Origin of the sequence: Vibrio sp. 10N.222.49.C12 (assembly GCF_041475025.1) — a bacterium.
GTDB lineage: Bacteria > Pseudomonadota > Gammaproteobacteria > Enterobacterales > Vibrionaceae > Vibrio > Vibrio crassostreae_C.
The window spans coordinates 1-12,697 of record NZ_JBFRVF010000030.1; the positions used below are offsets into that span (position 1 = coordinate 1).

Below are 12,697 nucleotides of genomic sequence, written 5' to 3' on the forward strand. Positions count from 1 at the left end.
CGCCATGCTCGGCGCACCATTAAAAAGGCCACTCGATTGAGTGGCCTTTTGTTTATTGGTTCAGAGTGCTTATAAGCGGTTGAGCGTTATAAACCTTGAACGCTCTTTGCGTTAGAAGCTATAAGCCTTACAGCCCATAGACATTGAACCCTATAAACCTTGTACGCTATAGACCTTGCACGTACTGAGCATTAGTTCGAACTTCAACCATCTGCTCTAGGTTCTGTTGTGAACCTTCAACGCCGTTCAGTAGCGCTTCGAAATGCTTGATAAGCTCAACTTTGTCTTTCACTTCTTTAGAACCTGCACCGATGTTGGTTAGGTCAATGAAGAACTCGTCGAACAGACCAGAGAAGTCAGTTACTGCGTCGTGGTTCAAGAACTGCTCGTGGTTGTAAATGCTTGGGTAGCCACCCTTCTGTTTATCAACCGCAAAAGAGATGCCTTTCACGTTGGTAATCGTGGTCGCTTTCTCACACTTCAACATACAACCTGCTTCGATGCTTGGCTTGTTACAACCCACGGTTCTTTGGAAGAAACACTGACGGCTGGTCATCATCAAGATTGGGTGGTAAATGCTGTAGAACAGTTTGAAGTTCTCTGGGCGGCGAATATGACGAATCTGACCTTTGTTGATCTCGTTCGAAATGAATGCGCCTGCACAGTTCAGCTCTTCTTTCAGAGTAACCAGTGCGTGAGAGTTGGTCGTGTTCATGAACGGGCCTGCAACCCACTCAATACCCATCTCGTAAGCTTTGTAAGCAATACCCGTGTTGTTGGTTACGATGCGAGCTGGCTTGATCTCTTCAAGAATACGAACCGCTTCGTCGTAATCTTTACCGATCAATACCGCTGGGAACCAAGGAATCAAACGTGGGTTTGCTGCCAAGATGTTGATGTACTTGTTACAACGCTTCTTGAAGCTTTCTGGAAGTTTGAAGTAAACATCCGCGTCAGTCACGTCACACAGGTGTAAGTCTTCTACATCGGCGATAAGCATCGACATAGTCGGCTTCTCGTTCACTTTAGGGTGCTGAGGCAGTGCTGGCACTTCAACGTGCTTAATCACTTCCACAGAGCCGTTCAGAATGAAGTCGATCTCGTCTTTTAGGTCTGAAACTTCTTTTAGAGGAATCAACAAGCCTGCATCCACTTCACTGAAGTCGTGGCTTTCTAGCGTGTGAACTGCACTCTTCACGTTTTTGAAGCGCTTCTCAAGTAGCTCTTGAGTAATCGCCTTCTCTTCAACCGCTTTCAATAGCGATTTAGATTGAAGAGTAAAGTTCTCTTTTGGCGTGTTCACAGTCACCGTAAATGGTTGACCCACTTTTGCGCTGAACGACAGTGCTACTGGTGTCTTGCGAATATCAAGGAACTCGATCTTGTCACGCATTTCGTTACCAAGAACGTCTTTCGCTTGGTGAAGTTCGTTGGTCACTTCTTGAATCTGTACAACTGAGATTTCGTTGTTCTGCTCCGTCGCTTTTTCAACAGCGTAGTTCATGCTGTTGTCGCGCGGGTTATCGATGAACATGTCTTTCGTTAGGTTGCCCTTTAGGAAAGAGTTGGTGAAATCACGGTTGAATACTTTGTGTAGGTTCGAATCGTCTTCGATCAACAAACCACTTTCTACAAAGCTATCAATTTGTTTACGCCATGTGTCTACCACAGTGTAAACGTAGTGTGCGCCTTTAATACGGCCTTCTACTTTCAATGAGTCGACTTTCGCATCAACCAATTCAGGTAGGTCGTAGTAAGCTGAGTTATCTTTCAGGTTAAGTGGGAACTTGTTGCCCGCGTTGGTGATTTCGTACTCATCACGACACGCTTGGCTACAACGACCACGGTTACCTGAGTTACCCACACTTACTGAGCTTGAGTAACATTGACCAGAGAATGCGATACACAGAGCGCCGTGTACGAACACTTCGGTTAATACGTCGTGATCGTGTGCCACTTCCGTCAGCATCTTGATTTCAGGCAGGTTCAACTCACGAGACAAGTTAACGCGCGTCGCGCCAATCTTAGACAAGAACTTAATCTGGCCTTCGTTGTGCGTAGTTAACTGAGTCGACGCGTGAACGTCTAACGATGGGAAATGCTTCTTAACCAGGTTGAATAAACCCAAGTCTTGAACAATGATGCCGTCCACTTTGGTGTTCACAAGCTGGTTCAGCAGTTTGGTGATGCTCTTAGTCTCGTGCTCCAGTAGCACAACGTTAAGAGTCAGGAACACTTCACAGCCGTATTCATGAGCAAGGCGAATCACACCATTCAATTCGTCTAACGACAGGTTAGAGGCTCTGTTACGAGCGTTGAATGTGTCTAAACCACAATAAACTGCATTAGCACCCGCTACGATGGCGGCTTTTATCGCTTCTACATCGCCACCTGGGGCTAATAACTCAATTTTTCTGCTCATTTTTGAAGTCGCTCACTTACTTATAATTTTTAAGCCGCGTATTCTACCCACATCACGATCTCTTTACCACCGTACAACACTTTTCAAACTAAATGACCTCAATAATTCCGAACGAATCCGATCTACCTATCCTTTATTCTTTACGCCGTTGCCCTTATGCAATGCGCGGACGAATGGGCATCGCACTATCACAGCAAAAAGTGTTACTTCGAGAAATCGTTACCAAAGACAAGCCTAGCGAACTATTGGCCAGTTCGCCAAAAGGAACAGTGCCTGTATTGGTGTTACCCAATGGACAAGTCATTGAACAGAGCTTGGATGTGATGAACTGGTCACTTCAACAAAACGATCCTCAAGATCTTCTGCGTTCAAGCAATCCAACGCTTAGCGAACAAGTTCAGCAGCTCATTAAAACCAACGATGAAGAATTTATTGGTCACTTAGAAAGGTATCGTGCATCGGTTCGTTACCGAAACATCGATGTTGAACAACGCCGACAAGCCTGCGAAACCTTCATTAAGCAGTTAGAAGTGCGACTTACCGATCAGCCCTACTTTTTTGGAGAAAGCCCAAGCTTGGCCGATTTTGCGGTGATGCCTTTCGTCAGTCAGTTTGTGCGAGTCGAAAAGAAGTGGTTTGTGAAATCGGAATATCAAAACGTAGGACGTTGGTTAAGAGCGCACCTTGAAAGTAAGCTCTACACCCAAGTCATGAAGCAATACCCTTTGTGGAATGAAACCAAGCAAGATTGTCTTTTTGGTGGATAATGGTAATTCAAAGATAGAGAAAGCGTAGTAATCAAGGTAAGTACGTGACACTGTATCTTCTTTGTAATGAGCAGATATTCAAAGGCTTAACTGGGTTTCCGTTGTCTCTTTACCGGTAACTACTGTCTCTTAACTAGCGACCACAGTCTAAGCTAAGCCTTTTGTTCATTTTAAACCAATCACTTAATCGCAATCGAAATCTCGACTTCAGTTTCACCTTTGTAGAATTCGAAATCTGTTGTGTAAGCTCGAACATGTGGGCAGTCTGCTGCGTTGAAATACGCCCACACTTCACCCCATAGGTCGATCACAGCTTGCGGTAATTCACCCTCAGCAGAAAACGTTAAGTACTTGCCTGCTTCGATATTGGTTTCAACTAGATTATCTAAACTATTATCGGTAAGCGCATTGGTACACGCGATAACATCAAACTCGCCCGTAAAATCTGACTCGTAGTTGGTGTAAACGCCGTATACCTTTGAGTCTGGGGTCAGCTTGGGAAAAGCTTGTTCGAAAAAGCCTTGCCACAATTGCCCAATTTGCGCCTTAGCCGGATCAACCTCATCGGTATTGTTGGTTCTTACCGAGAAACCATATGCTTTTACCGCTTCTAATATTTGTTCTTTCACTCTTCTATTTCCTAAGCCATTTTCTTAAACCAGAAGGTTCAGTACGCGTTGAATCGAATTCTAATCTTGAATCTCTTTGTGTCCACATTTTTCACAGACAAGGTGACGAGAAAACTCATCCATTGACGCGACAAACGGGCCAAGGAACCAACCTTTTATCATGCCTGCCCAAAACTCACTTCGCTTTTGGTTAGGTTTGTCTGCAAACGCACTCGTCTTTCTGACCAACACAACAACATGTTGTGTCTCTTCTCTGCACGCGGTGCAATAGCATTGTTCTATGGTTCTATTCATTTGAAAGCCTATGACGTTTTGAATGAAACATGCTGAAAGTGAGGGTTGTCGACACAGACATCCAATGTCGCTATTTGAGTTAATACGACAAGTTGTTGCTCGCCTTGAGTACTGACTTTAATGCACTCTTCACGGCTGTCATTGCGCTGGGTATCTAACCCGACACATTCAATCTGCTCGCCAGACTTCAGCGTTAACTTGATTGGGTATCGGTGCATACACACAATTTCAATATAATCGTAATCGTTGCAACTAATCATAATACCCCTCCAATTCATCCACCACGCTAATGCGACACGCCATACTATGCAATATGCATATAATCAATAAGTTACTCGTATCACAATCGCATTGCCATAATCAGATTATTGAGTAATTTGTTAAATTTAATCTCGTTCTCACCATTCACATTTCATCTGGGAACGACAATTTAAGGCTTCAAGAATCCTTTCCAATAATGGTACAAACCACCAATGTCTGAAGAACACATTAGCGACATTGCGCCTTTGATTTGTTCTTCGCTCCATTCCCACCATTTCATTTCTAGCAACTGAGCGATTTCAGTCTCATTGAAACGATAACGGATATGGCGTGCTGGGTTTGAACCGACAATCGAGTATGGCGCGACATCTTTAGTCACAACCGCTCGACTTGCGATGATGGCTCCGTCACCAACCTTAACACCACTCATGATCATGGCTTCTGTACCAATCCACACATCGTTACCAATCACGGTATCACCAAAGCGTTCAAAGCCGTCTATCGCACCTTCAAACTTCTCATCGTCTTGATAGAAAAACGGGAAGGTACTCACCCACTGATTTTGGTGGCCTTGGTTGCCCGCCATCATAAACACAGCGCCAGAACCAATCGAACAATAGCTGCCGATGATCAGCTTATCGATGTCGGTTCTATCCGGTAATAGCTGTGCTCGCCCACGATGATGTTTGGGTTGGTCACTTATTCTTTGAGTGACTTTCCAACAAACGGGCTCTCAAAATAGTTTTTCATTTTTGTACTCTTAGTTTCGTTCTTTTAGTTAGGTACTTTTGTTGCGTGTCTATGGTTTTAACTTGTTTATCTTAGTGTAAAGGCAAACGTGCCCTATCGACCGCCTGCAATATCAATAAATGAGCCGGTGACATACGAAGCTTCATCCGATAATAACCATGCGATAGAGTTCGCGACTTCTTCTGGTGTGCCACCTCGTTGTAACGGTAACTGTGAAGCTAGTCTGTCTACGCGATCTGGCTCTCCGCCGTCTGCGTGCATCTCAGTATAAATACAACCTGGCCTTACGCCATTCACTCGGATGTTACGTGAAGCCAATTCAAGCGATAAGCCCTTGGTGAGTGAATCCATCGCACCTTTCGATGCAGCGTAATCCACATACTCAAACGGTGCGCCAGTACGAGAAGCGGCAGACGATACATTCACAATCGAACCCGCGCCATCGGCTTGTTTGATAAAGGCTTTACTGCACAGAAAGCAGCTTGATACGTTGGACTTCATCACCTTTTCAAAGCGATCCAATTCAATATCAACCAATGGTGACTGGGTAAACAAGATCCCGGCATTATTAACCAAGTGAGTCACTGGACCTAGCTTGTTACGAGCAATCTCGAATAAGGATTTCACGTCCGATTCAACAGACACATCCGCACGCACACTAATCGCGGTTCCGCCTTGTTCGCGAATCTCATTCACTAGATCTTCAGCTCGCGACTCATTGTGTATGAAGTTAACGCATACAGCATAGCCTTGACTGGCCAACAATTTAGACGTCGCTGCGCCAATGCCTCGGCTTCCGCCGGTTACAACCACTACCTTGCTCAATGAAACCTCCTAATGTTTACTTATTCTGTGCAACCTGATTATTCGATACGACCTAGTTGTTCGTGACAAACTGATCGTATCGATACAAACTAATTTTTCGATACGATCTGAACCCACTGCGATCGCCACGCCGGCGCTTCGAATGGGTCTGGCCAAAACTCAGTTTGCTTTTGAATTAAACCGTCAACCACCGTGTGAAAGGTGATCACTCGGCCTTTCAACACACTGTCAGTGACCGAAATGTCCGTGACTACCGTATCACCTTCACAGACAATCGAATTGAGCGTGAATTCCCAAACACCATTGGCTGGGTATTCAGTATTGATTGCAGTGAAGTTGTCGCGCCCTAACGTCAATTCAGACGACTGCGGCCAATAGCCTTCAAAATCTGCGGTTAGCCATTCACCTGCCTTTGCAAAATCATTACTGCGCATTGCATCCCAAAATCCCAATACCACTTGTTTTGGTGTCATTATTCTTCCTTAAAGTTATTTACGTGTGGTGATTTTTAAATGTCTGCTTCGTTATGCGTACTTGCTAATGATCGTTAAAAGATCATCGACACTGTTAGCAATGTAATCGGGCTTGGTTTGCCAATTTTCAGGTTTCGATCGGCTATAACCTGCTGCAACGGCAATCACTTTTGCGTTTTTACCCAGCGCGGCTTCAATATTGCGAGCAAACTGTGTGTCCGCTTCATGGTCACCGATGTACATCAAACAAAGCTCGTTAGTCGGATCGGCGCCAAATATGTTCTCGACACATTTCACCCCACCAAATGGATGGGGTTTTTGGTTACCGTTCGAGACATCGTCATAGCCCACGACCGATTTAAACAAATCGCCGATGCCATAACTGTCGAGCACACCACGAATATTCAATTGAGAGTTTTGAGAGCAGATCCCATGAGGAAGATGAGCAAACTGATTAACCACGGTTTCCATTCCTTCAAACAAGGCAACGGCTGTTTGGTTTTTCTCTTGATGCTCTGCCCACATTCCACCAGCGATCAACATTTCGTCATGGGATAAGCCGTAATAATCGACATATAAGGCTTGCCAGTTTTTAGCCCCGTGGTTGGCTTCATGATAAAGCGCTTCGCTAAGCAAATATTTAGGTAAGTTGTCGCCTGACAAGTGTGGCGCGACTAAAGAGATAATGTCTTTTGTGATTGCGATATTCTTTGGAACGGAATTGACTATGGTTCCATCGTAATCCCACAGGATGGCATCTAACTTCATACACTATCTCTTTGTTTCGATTAGTAATTTGAATTTATCATTCATAAGCCTATTTAGGGCAATTTTATTGTCTTGAATTTCGAAATTTGTCGAATAGAAGCAAAGCTAGAGAACAAACCGTTACTAGCAAACAAAAACCAAACAGTGTTTGCTCACATCACTGCTTTATCAATTGCAATATATGCGTATAATCCCTGCTCCATTGCGCTATCGCCGTTAAAAATAGCGCCATTCAACATTTTTAATGAGTACCCAATGTCGAAACTATTTTTCAAAGGCCGTATCGAAACAAGACAGAACCACGTTCTTGCTGGCTACAACGTAAACCGCGATGTGAAAGCGGGTACTGAAGAATCTCCAATCGCAGTAATGGTTCAAACTGAAGCGCGCAAAGCAGAAGTTGAAGCACTAGCCGCTGAAAATACTATCTTCGTTACTGTTACAGTCGACGCAGACAAAGAAGAGAACACCATCGAGCTTGATACTCTACTGAACAAGCCAAAAACGATGACGTTTGAAAAGACCCCTAACCGTAACGATCCGTGTTCTTGCGGCAGCGGTAAAAAATACAAGAAGTGTTGTGCATAAGGCTTCTCACTCAAACTGCCAATAGCACGATGAGTTAAGTAATATCTAACGGGAAGATCATTGAGGTCTTCCCGTTTTTATTTGCCTAAGCCAAACTCACAAACTCAGTCGAGGTTGTCTGGTGTATTCAGATATGTTCCACATTGGGTACATTTGTAATCACCTGTCGCGCCCGAACCTGTAACACCAAAAGATAGAAACTCCGATAAAATTCGTTGGAGTAAGCTCGGTTCTTTATCTTCAGCTTGTGGTGCCTTTTGCACTTGGCTACTGAACATCGTGTACCTATGCAGTGTAAGTTCCTTACAGTTACAGCAGAACGCTCTCGTCTTCTCACTTCCATACATAATATCTATCGCCTTAACTCAAAGCACAAACTAAACATATGGCAAATATGCCACACGTAGAGTTAAATCTATATATTTTCATGAAGTTATGAGCAAATTAAAGCGTTTCAAAGAAAGGTAAGCTCTCGACTGTTAAGTGACGTGTTGATGAACAAAGTTATTCAATTCAGTCACACTTCTGATGATGTAAACCTCTTTCTCTTTAGCGCGCAATTCTAACTGCGCTTTAAAGTCGTCATTCCAAAATTTAGGACACAGTTTTAGTGTCTTATAACTTTGTATCGTGCCTTTTATAACTGAACTTCCATCAGGCCAGCCTTCAGGTTTAACGAATAGACCTTTGAGCATTCTCTTGGTTACAAACCAGTAGCTAATTGAATAAGGAAGGTCGATATAAACCAAGGTATCAGCTGCATCTAAACGTGTGTTGAACGAGCCTAGAGGGCCAAAACCATCGATGATCCAGCTTTCTGACTTAAGTATGCTCTCATGAGCCTCCTCAAATACTTCACGTTCAACAAACTCTCCGTTGGCCTTGTAAACAATAGAGTCCAACTGGTGAAGCTCTATCCCTGTAGCTAGTGCTAACGCCTTGCTGACTGTGGATTTTCCACTCCCAGGCTTGCCAAAAACCGCGATCTTTTTCATATGACTTCCTCTATTCAGATAAAACCCATAAGACAGCGACAAAAAACCCACCTTACGGGTGGGTTCGATAAACAAAGCGCATCAACAATCCCACCATTCCTATGGAATGATGATAATTCGTTGGTTAGATTGCGCTAAATTCAGTTTCATAAAACTACTTTTATATACTGTTGCTTAGTTGTCAACACAATAACTAATGGGCGATATCATCGTCATATCGCACACATTAATAGTCTTAATGAGTGCTTATTGATCTTGGTTATTTTGCTTTCTTTTTCGCCACTGTCGCTTCTGATAGCTTGCTTAGTACACCCGATACTTTCTTAACGACCTCGTCACAGCCATTGATCGCGTGACGCTCTACCAAGTAATTAGGATCGTTGTAAGACAACCATACTTTCTTATTAGAATCCTCAGTGACTAACACCTTCTGCGGTAAATCTATCGCGACTTCTTGAGCACATTGCATTAATGGTGTCCCTACTTTCGGGTTACCAAAGATGATGACTTCCGTTGGTCTCAATTCAAGATCGACCTTACTCGCGTTTTTCTGATGGTCGATTCTCGCAAACAAGGTCAAACCTTTGCTCTTGGCAATTTCTTCAAAGCGGTCAGCGGTCTCTTTCACTGAATAATTACTTTGGTATTTAATCAAACCATCAGAAGCCGCAGCTGAAAATGATGCCGAGAGTAAAATGGCGCATAGTGGTAGTAATTTTTGCATCGTCACCTCTGAGATTTAACCTAATCAAACTTACATTCATAGCGCCACTTCCAAATTCAGCGACGTAACCCATGTCAGTATAGACGCGATTCCATTCTCAGTTTGCAGAGAGGATCACTTTTCTAATGCGTCTTATTATCATCAGTTTAGGTGGGGATTTTTTCAAAAGTTAAACACACGATCAGTGCCACGACTTAGTCCCACATTTCTCACACTGGTATTCGTAATCACTGTCGACGTAAAAGCCGGGAACATTATGGTCACCTTTAAACAATAACGTCATCAGGTACTCCATCAACACGCCTAACTTCCATTGTTTCTTTTCAAATTCAGCGTCCGCTTTAGATTCAGCATCGGAAGCGCTAACAGCAAGGTGCGGGGTAAGTGCGTCGCACTGCTCACAGTGATAAGGGTGTTTAATATACTTATTATCAAGCATTTATATAAGCCAACTGATATTTATAAATTTGATACATACTAACAACTTATCACTCGGTTCTCGAACTTATTGTTGTCCACTAGATCTTTATTTGAAAGAAATGAGACACAAGGTAAGTGCCATGCATCTTGAATCAGTTACCATCGAGATCTCCCTCATTGAAAAGCTAAAGCTATTCTTACGCTAAGGTATGAAATTAACTTTTACTTTAATAGCCCTTTTTCCGCAGCACCTTCAAGTTGCACTTCTAGCTCTTTCCATAAGGCACGACTGCCTTTAGAAATACGCTCGCCATTGAAGGTCAGTACTTTGTCTTTGGATATGTTGTGCTTCTTCCAGCTGTGACCACCACCATGGATGTTATGAAGCAAAGGCGGCACTCTATCGATCGCCTTACAAAATCTAGCTTCTGGTGACTCACCGGCTTCGAACTCAAGCCATAAATCCAAATACTCGCTTGTTGAATGGCTCGGCAATGATTTCAGCAACCGCTCGACGCAGTTTCTCTCTTTGAGCTTGTTTTCTTCGGTTTCACTGGCATAAATGATGGTGTCTCCGGCATCGATTTCCCCAAGATCATGAATCAGCAGCATCTTCATTACTCGCGTAATATCGATTTCTTCATTGGCATAGTCTTTCAACATGAGTGCGCTCAAACAGACGTGCCAACTGTGCTCAGCGGAGTTTTCATATCGATCCAATCCAACCGGTTTTGTCTGTCGATGAACATCCTTTAATTGTTCAATCTCGACCATGAATTGCAGAATGCCTTTGATTTCTTCCACGATGAGCTTCCTTAACTTAAGTTGATGATTTAGCGGTGCGGAGGGTTAACCTAACGAAAGAGAAGCGTTACTCCCAATGAACCGACATTTTGTAATACGCAACACCCGATGGTTGTGGGCTAAGCTTATCTACCTGTTAGCCATAGGGTGTTCAGGATTTAACTGAAGCAGATCCCACAAGTTACCGTAAAGATCTTCAAACACAGCAACGGTGCCGTAGCCTTGCTCTTTAGGCTCTCGGACAAAGTTAATGCCCAAAGACGTCATACGTTCGTAATCACGCCAGAAGTCATCGGTGTTTAAGAATAGGAATACGCGTCCACCAGCTTGGTTGCCGATGAAATCGAGTTGCTCTGGCTTGGAAGCTCTAGCAAGTAACAGGCTCACACCGGTTGAATTTGGTGGAGCAACAACAACCCAACGCTTATCTTCTTCTGGCAGATACGTGTCTTCGATGAGATCAAACTTAAGCTTGTTTACATAGAAATCAAGCGCTTCATCGTAGTCTTTTACCACGAGTGCAATGTGGACAATATTCTGTTTCATAACATACCTTGTTGGGGTTTTAGCTGCGTGGAATGATGCCATGAAGCAGGTAAAGACACTAGGTGTCGCATCATAAATCGTAGTATCTCGTCCGTCACAATCTAAAAGGTATACATCATTTATAACTGCCAGAATCCGAGCTCGACGCCACCTTGAATGACAATGGCACACATCCCGTGACGTGGTAACTCCATTGGCGGCACCGCAACTTCGGCGCCTAGTTTCTCGGCTGCAGTTACTGCAGACTGAATATCCTCAACCAACGTGTAATGACGAACAGTTGGTTCTTCAGTTTCACGAAGCGGTGCTCGAATGCCAATTACCCCGCCATTAGATAGCTTTGCAGTGCGCGCCCCACCAAGGTTCACATCTGCACCACTGAATTTCACGTTGTAGAGCTGAGCGTATGTTGCACAAACGACATCGACCTCTGGGGTAACCACTTCAAGATATTGAACCTTCATCAAATTTCCTTCTCGTGTTCTTTAAGACTCTCAACCTGCATACAGCTGTGCAGGTGTTTCTCATCAATAATTTATTACTAAGCAATTCGACCGCGCATGATAAATTGCGGGCCTGCTGCGCCACCTAAATACTGTTGATTGATATCTTCGAAGCCGCCTTTCTTATAACAGTTGAATGCTGCCGGATTTTTGCAATTCACAGTTAAGTAAATCGACTCATACGCTGAGTAATTCGCTTTTAAATACGGAAACAAAGCCTTCACCGTGCCTGTTCCTAAACCTTTACCTTGCTGGTTTTTATCAAGCACAAAAGCTCTCAAGCCAATGCTTCCTTCAGGGCAGAATTCGTAGTGCTCTGCGTAAGCGATATCCAGCTTAAAGAAACCAACAACTTCGTTATTAGACTTAATCACGTGCAAGTGCGTGGTTTCACTGCCGTCTAATAAAAACTCTGCAGCTGTACCAGCGAACTTGACCTGTTCATCGGCGAGTTGGATGGCCTGAACTAACGCCACATGTGATTCTTCAAGCCTTTCGATAGTTATCATTGTTGTTCCTTTTTATACAAACCACATAGTCCCTTATTGAGAGGCGGGAGAAGTTCTAACCTCGTAAGCCAATTAGGTTACCAAATGGGTCCTCTACTTGGCACATGATTAGCCCACCTTCTATGGCCATTGGACCACGATATAACGTTGCTCCAATTGACTGAAAATAAACAAGAGATTCTTCAACGCTGTCGACTGACCAATACAGTACTGTTCCTTTTTTACCTGCATTAACTTTACTGTCGGCTTGCACAACTTCAATAGAGAACCCATTAAGATCCAAAACTGTAAAATCAGAATCTGGATGATAAATGGCAACGGCATGTGGAAATGCTTTCTGGTACCAGTTCAGCCCTTCTTCAATATTTGGGACATGGACAAGGATAGCGATTGGACTCAAATTTACCTCTTCTTCGTTG

The 12,697-nt window shown here is 43.7% G+C and carries 18 protein-coding genes and 1 pseudogene; 2 read left to right on the forward strand and 17 right to left on the reverse strand.

All coding sequences use genetic code 11. The features are described 5' to 3' along the window. Positions 1 to 166: 166 nt before the first annotated feature. The gene (locus AB4583_RS10540; protein WP_372117271.1) at positions 167 to 2,422 is read right to left on the reverse strand and encodes a peptidase U32 family protein; all 2,256 of its coding nucleotides are present in this window, start codon (positions 2,420 to 2,422) and stop codon (positions 167 to 169) included. A 173-nt stretch (positions 2,423 to 2,595) separates the two neighbouring features. On the opposite strand from AB4583_RS10540, the gene AB4583_RS10545 reads away from it, so the two are divergent. Further along, positions 2,596 to 3,189: a glutathione S-transferase gene (locus AB4583_RS10545; RefSeq protein WP_372052425.1), complete on the forward strand. Its 594-nt coding sequence runs from the start codon at positions 2,596 to 2,598 to the stop codon at positions 3,187 to 3,189. Positions 3,190 to 3,368: 179 nt separating this feature from the next. Here the strand turns inward: AB4583_RS10545 and AB4583_RS10550 are convergent, their stop codons facing one another. The 7 genes and pseudogenes from AB4583_RS10550 to AB4583_RS10580 form a co-directional block, all read right to left on the reverse strand. Then, positions 3,369 to 3,818, reverse strand: coding sequence for a GyrI-like domain-containing protein (locus tag AB4583_RS10550; RefSeq protein ID WP_048664986.1), 450 nt, complete (start codon positions 3,816 to 3,818; stop codon positions 3,369 to 3,371). 60 nt (positions 3,819 to 3,878) lie between these two features. Then, on the reverse strand, positions 3,879 to 4,112 hold the full coding sequence (locus AB4583_RS10555; RefSeq protein ID WP_017068340.1) for a hypothetical protein: 234 nt from the start codon (positions 4,110 to 4,112) through the stop codon (positions 3,879 to 3,881). 8 nt (positions 4,113 to 4,120) lie between these two features. Next, positions 4,121 to 4,372 (reverse strand): Rho-binding antiterminator, encoded by a 252-nt coding sequence (locus AB4583_RS10560; protein ID WP_017068339.1) that lies wholly within the window; start codon positions 4,370 to 4,372, stop codon positions 4,121 to 4,123. A gap of 170 nt (positions 4,373 to 4,542) precedes the next feature. Beyond that, positions 4,543 to 5,072: pseudogene (locus AB4583_RS10565) on the reverse strand (CatB-related O-acetyltransferase). A 144-nt stretch (positions 5,073 to 5,216) separates the two neighbouring features. Further along, a complete protein-coding gene (locus AB4583_RS10570) occupies positions 5,217 to 5,948 on the reverse strand; it encodes a glucose 1-dehydrogenase (RefSeq protein ID WP_017066537.1) in 732 nt (243 codons plus the stop codon). Positions 5,949 to 6,037: 89 nt separating this feature from the next. Further along, a complete protein-coding gene (locus AB4583_RS10575) occupies positions 6,038 to 6,421 on the reverse strand; it encodes a nuclear transport factor 2 family protein (RefSeq protein WP_017068337.1) in 384 nt (127 codons plus the stop codon). Positions 6,422 to 6,472: 51 nt separating this feature from the next. After that, entirely contained in the window at positions 6,473 to 7,189 is a 717-nt protein-coding gene (locus AB4583_RS10580; protein WP_017061811.1) for an HAD family hydrolase, read from the reverse strand. Positions 7,190 to 7,444: 255 nt separating this feature from the next. Between AB4583_RS10580 and AB4583_RS10585 the strand changes: the two genes are divergently transcribed. Then, positions 7,445 to 7,777 (forward strand): PBPRA1643 family SWIM/SEC-C metal-binding motif protein, encoded by a 333-nt coding sequence (locus tag AB4583_RS10585; RefSeq protein ID WP_017068336.1) that lies wholly within the window; start codon positions 7,445 to 7,447, stop codon positions 7,775 to 7,777. 104 nt (positions 7,778 to 7,881) lie between these two features. Here AB4583_RS10585 and AB4583_RS10590 read toward each other — a convergent pair whose 3' ends face one another. The 9 genes from AB4583_RS10590 to AB4583_RS10630 form a co-directional block, all read right to left on the reverse strand. Next, on the reverse strand, positions 7,882 to 8,124 hold the full coding sequence (locus AB4583_RS10590) for a hypothetical protein (RefSeq protein ID WP_029235167.1): 243 nt from the start codon (positions 8,122 to 8,124) through the stop codon (positions 7,882 to 7,884). Between the two features lie 132 nt (positions 8,125 to 8,256). Next, positions 8,257 to 8,772 carry an adenylate kinase gene (locus AB4583_RS10595; protein ID WP_017063925.1) on the reverse strand — a complete coding sequence of 172 codons (516 nt, stop codon included), beginning with the start codon at positions 8,770 to 8,772 and terminating at the stop codon, positions 8,257 to 8,259. 259 nt (positions 8,773 to 9,031) lie between these two features. After that, the gene (locus AB4583_RS10600) at positions 9,032 to 9,496 is read right to left on the reverse strand and encodes a DUF302 domain-containing protein (protein ID WP_017068335.1); all 465 of its coding nucleotides are present in this window, start codon (positions 9,494 to 9,496) and stop codon (positions 9,032 to 9,034) included. Between the two features lie 181 nt (positions 9,497 to 9,677). After that, positions 9,678 to 9,935, reverse strand: a complete 258-nt coding sequence (locus AB4583_RS10605; protein WP_017068334.1) for a hypothetical protein — start codon at positions 9,933 to 9,935, stop codon at positions 9,678 to 9,680. A gap of 203 nt (positions 9,936 to 10,138) precedes the next feature. Beyond that, positions 10,139 to 10,720, reverse strand: a complete 582-nt coding sequence (locus AB4583_RS10610; protein ID WP_017063928.1) for an HD domain-containing protein — start codon at positions 10,718 to 10,720, stop codon at positions 10,139 to 10,141. Between the two features lie 129 nt (positions 10,721 to 10,849). Beyond that, entirely contained in the window at positions 10,850 to 11,266 is a 417-nt protein-coding gene (locus tag AB4583_RS10615) for a VOC family protein (protein ID WP_017061801.1), read from the reverse strand. Between the two features lie 119 nt (positions 11,267 to 11,385). Then, the gene (locus AB4583_RS10620; protein WP_017061800.1) at positions 11,386 to 11,730 is read right to left on the reverse strand and encodes a VOC family protein; all 345 of its coding nucleotides are present in this window, start codon (positions 11,728 to 11,730) and stop codon (positions 11,386 to 11,388) included. 77 nt (positions 11,731 to 11,807) lie between these two features. Further along, positions 11,808 to 12,278 (reverse strand): GNAT family N-acetyltransferase, encoded by a 471-nt coding sequence (locus AB4583_RS10625; protein ID WP_372052407.1) that lies wholly within the window; start codon positions 12,276 to 12,278, stop codon positions 11,808 to 11,810. 55 nt (positions 12,279 to 12,333) lie between these two features. Next, entirely contained in the window at positions 12,334 to 12,678 is a 345-nt protein-coding gene (locus AB4583_RS10630) for a glyoxalase/bleomycin resistance/dioxygenase family protein (protein ID WP_017063934.1), read from the reverse strand. Positions 12,679 to 12,697: the final 19 nt, after the last annotated feature.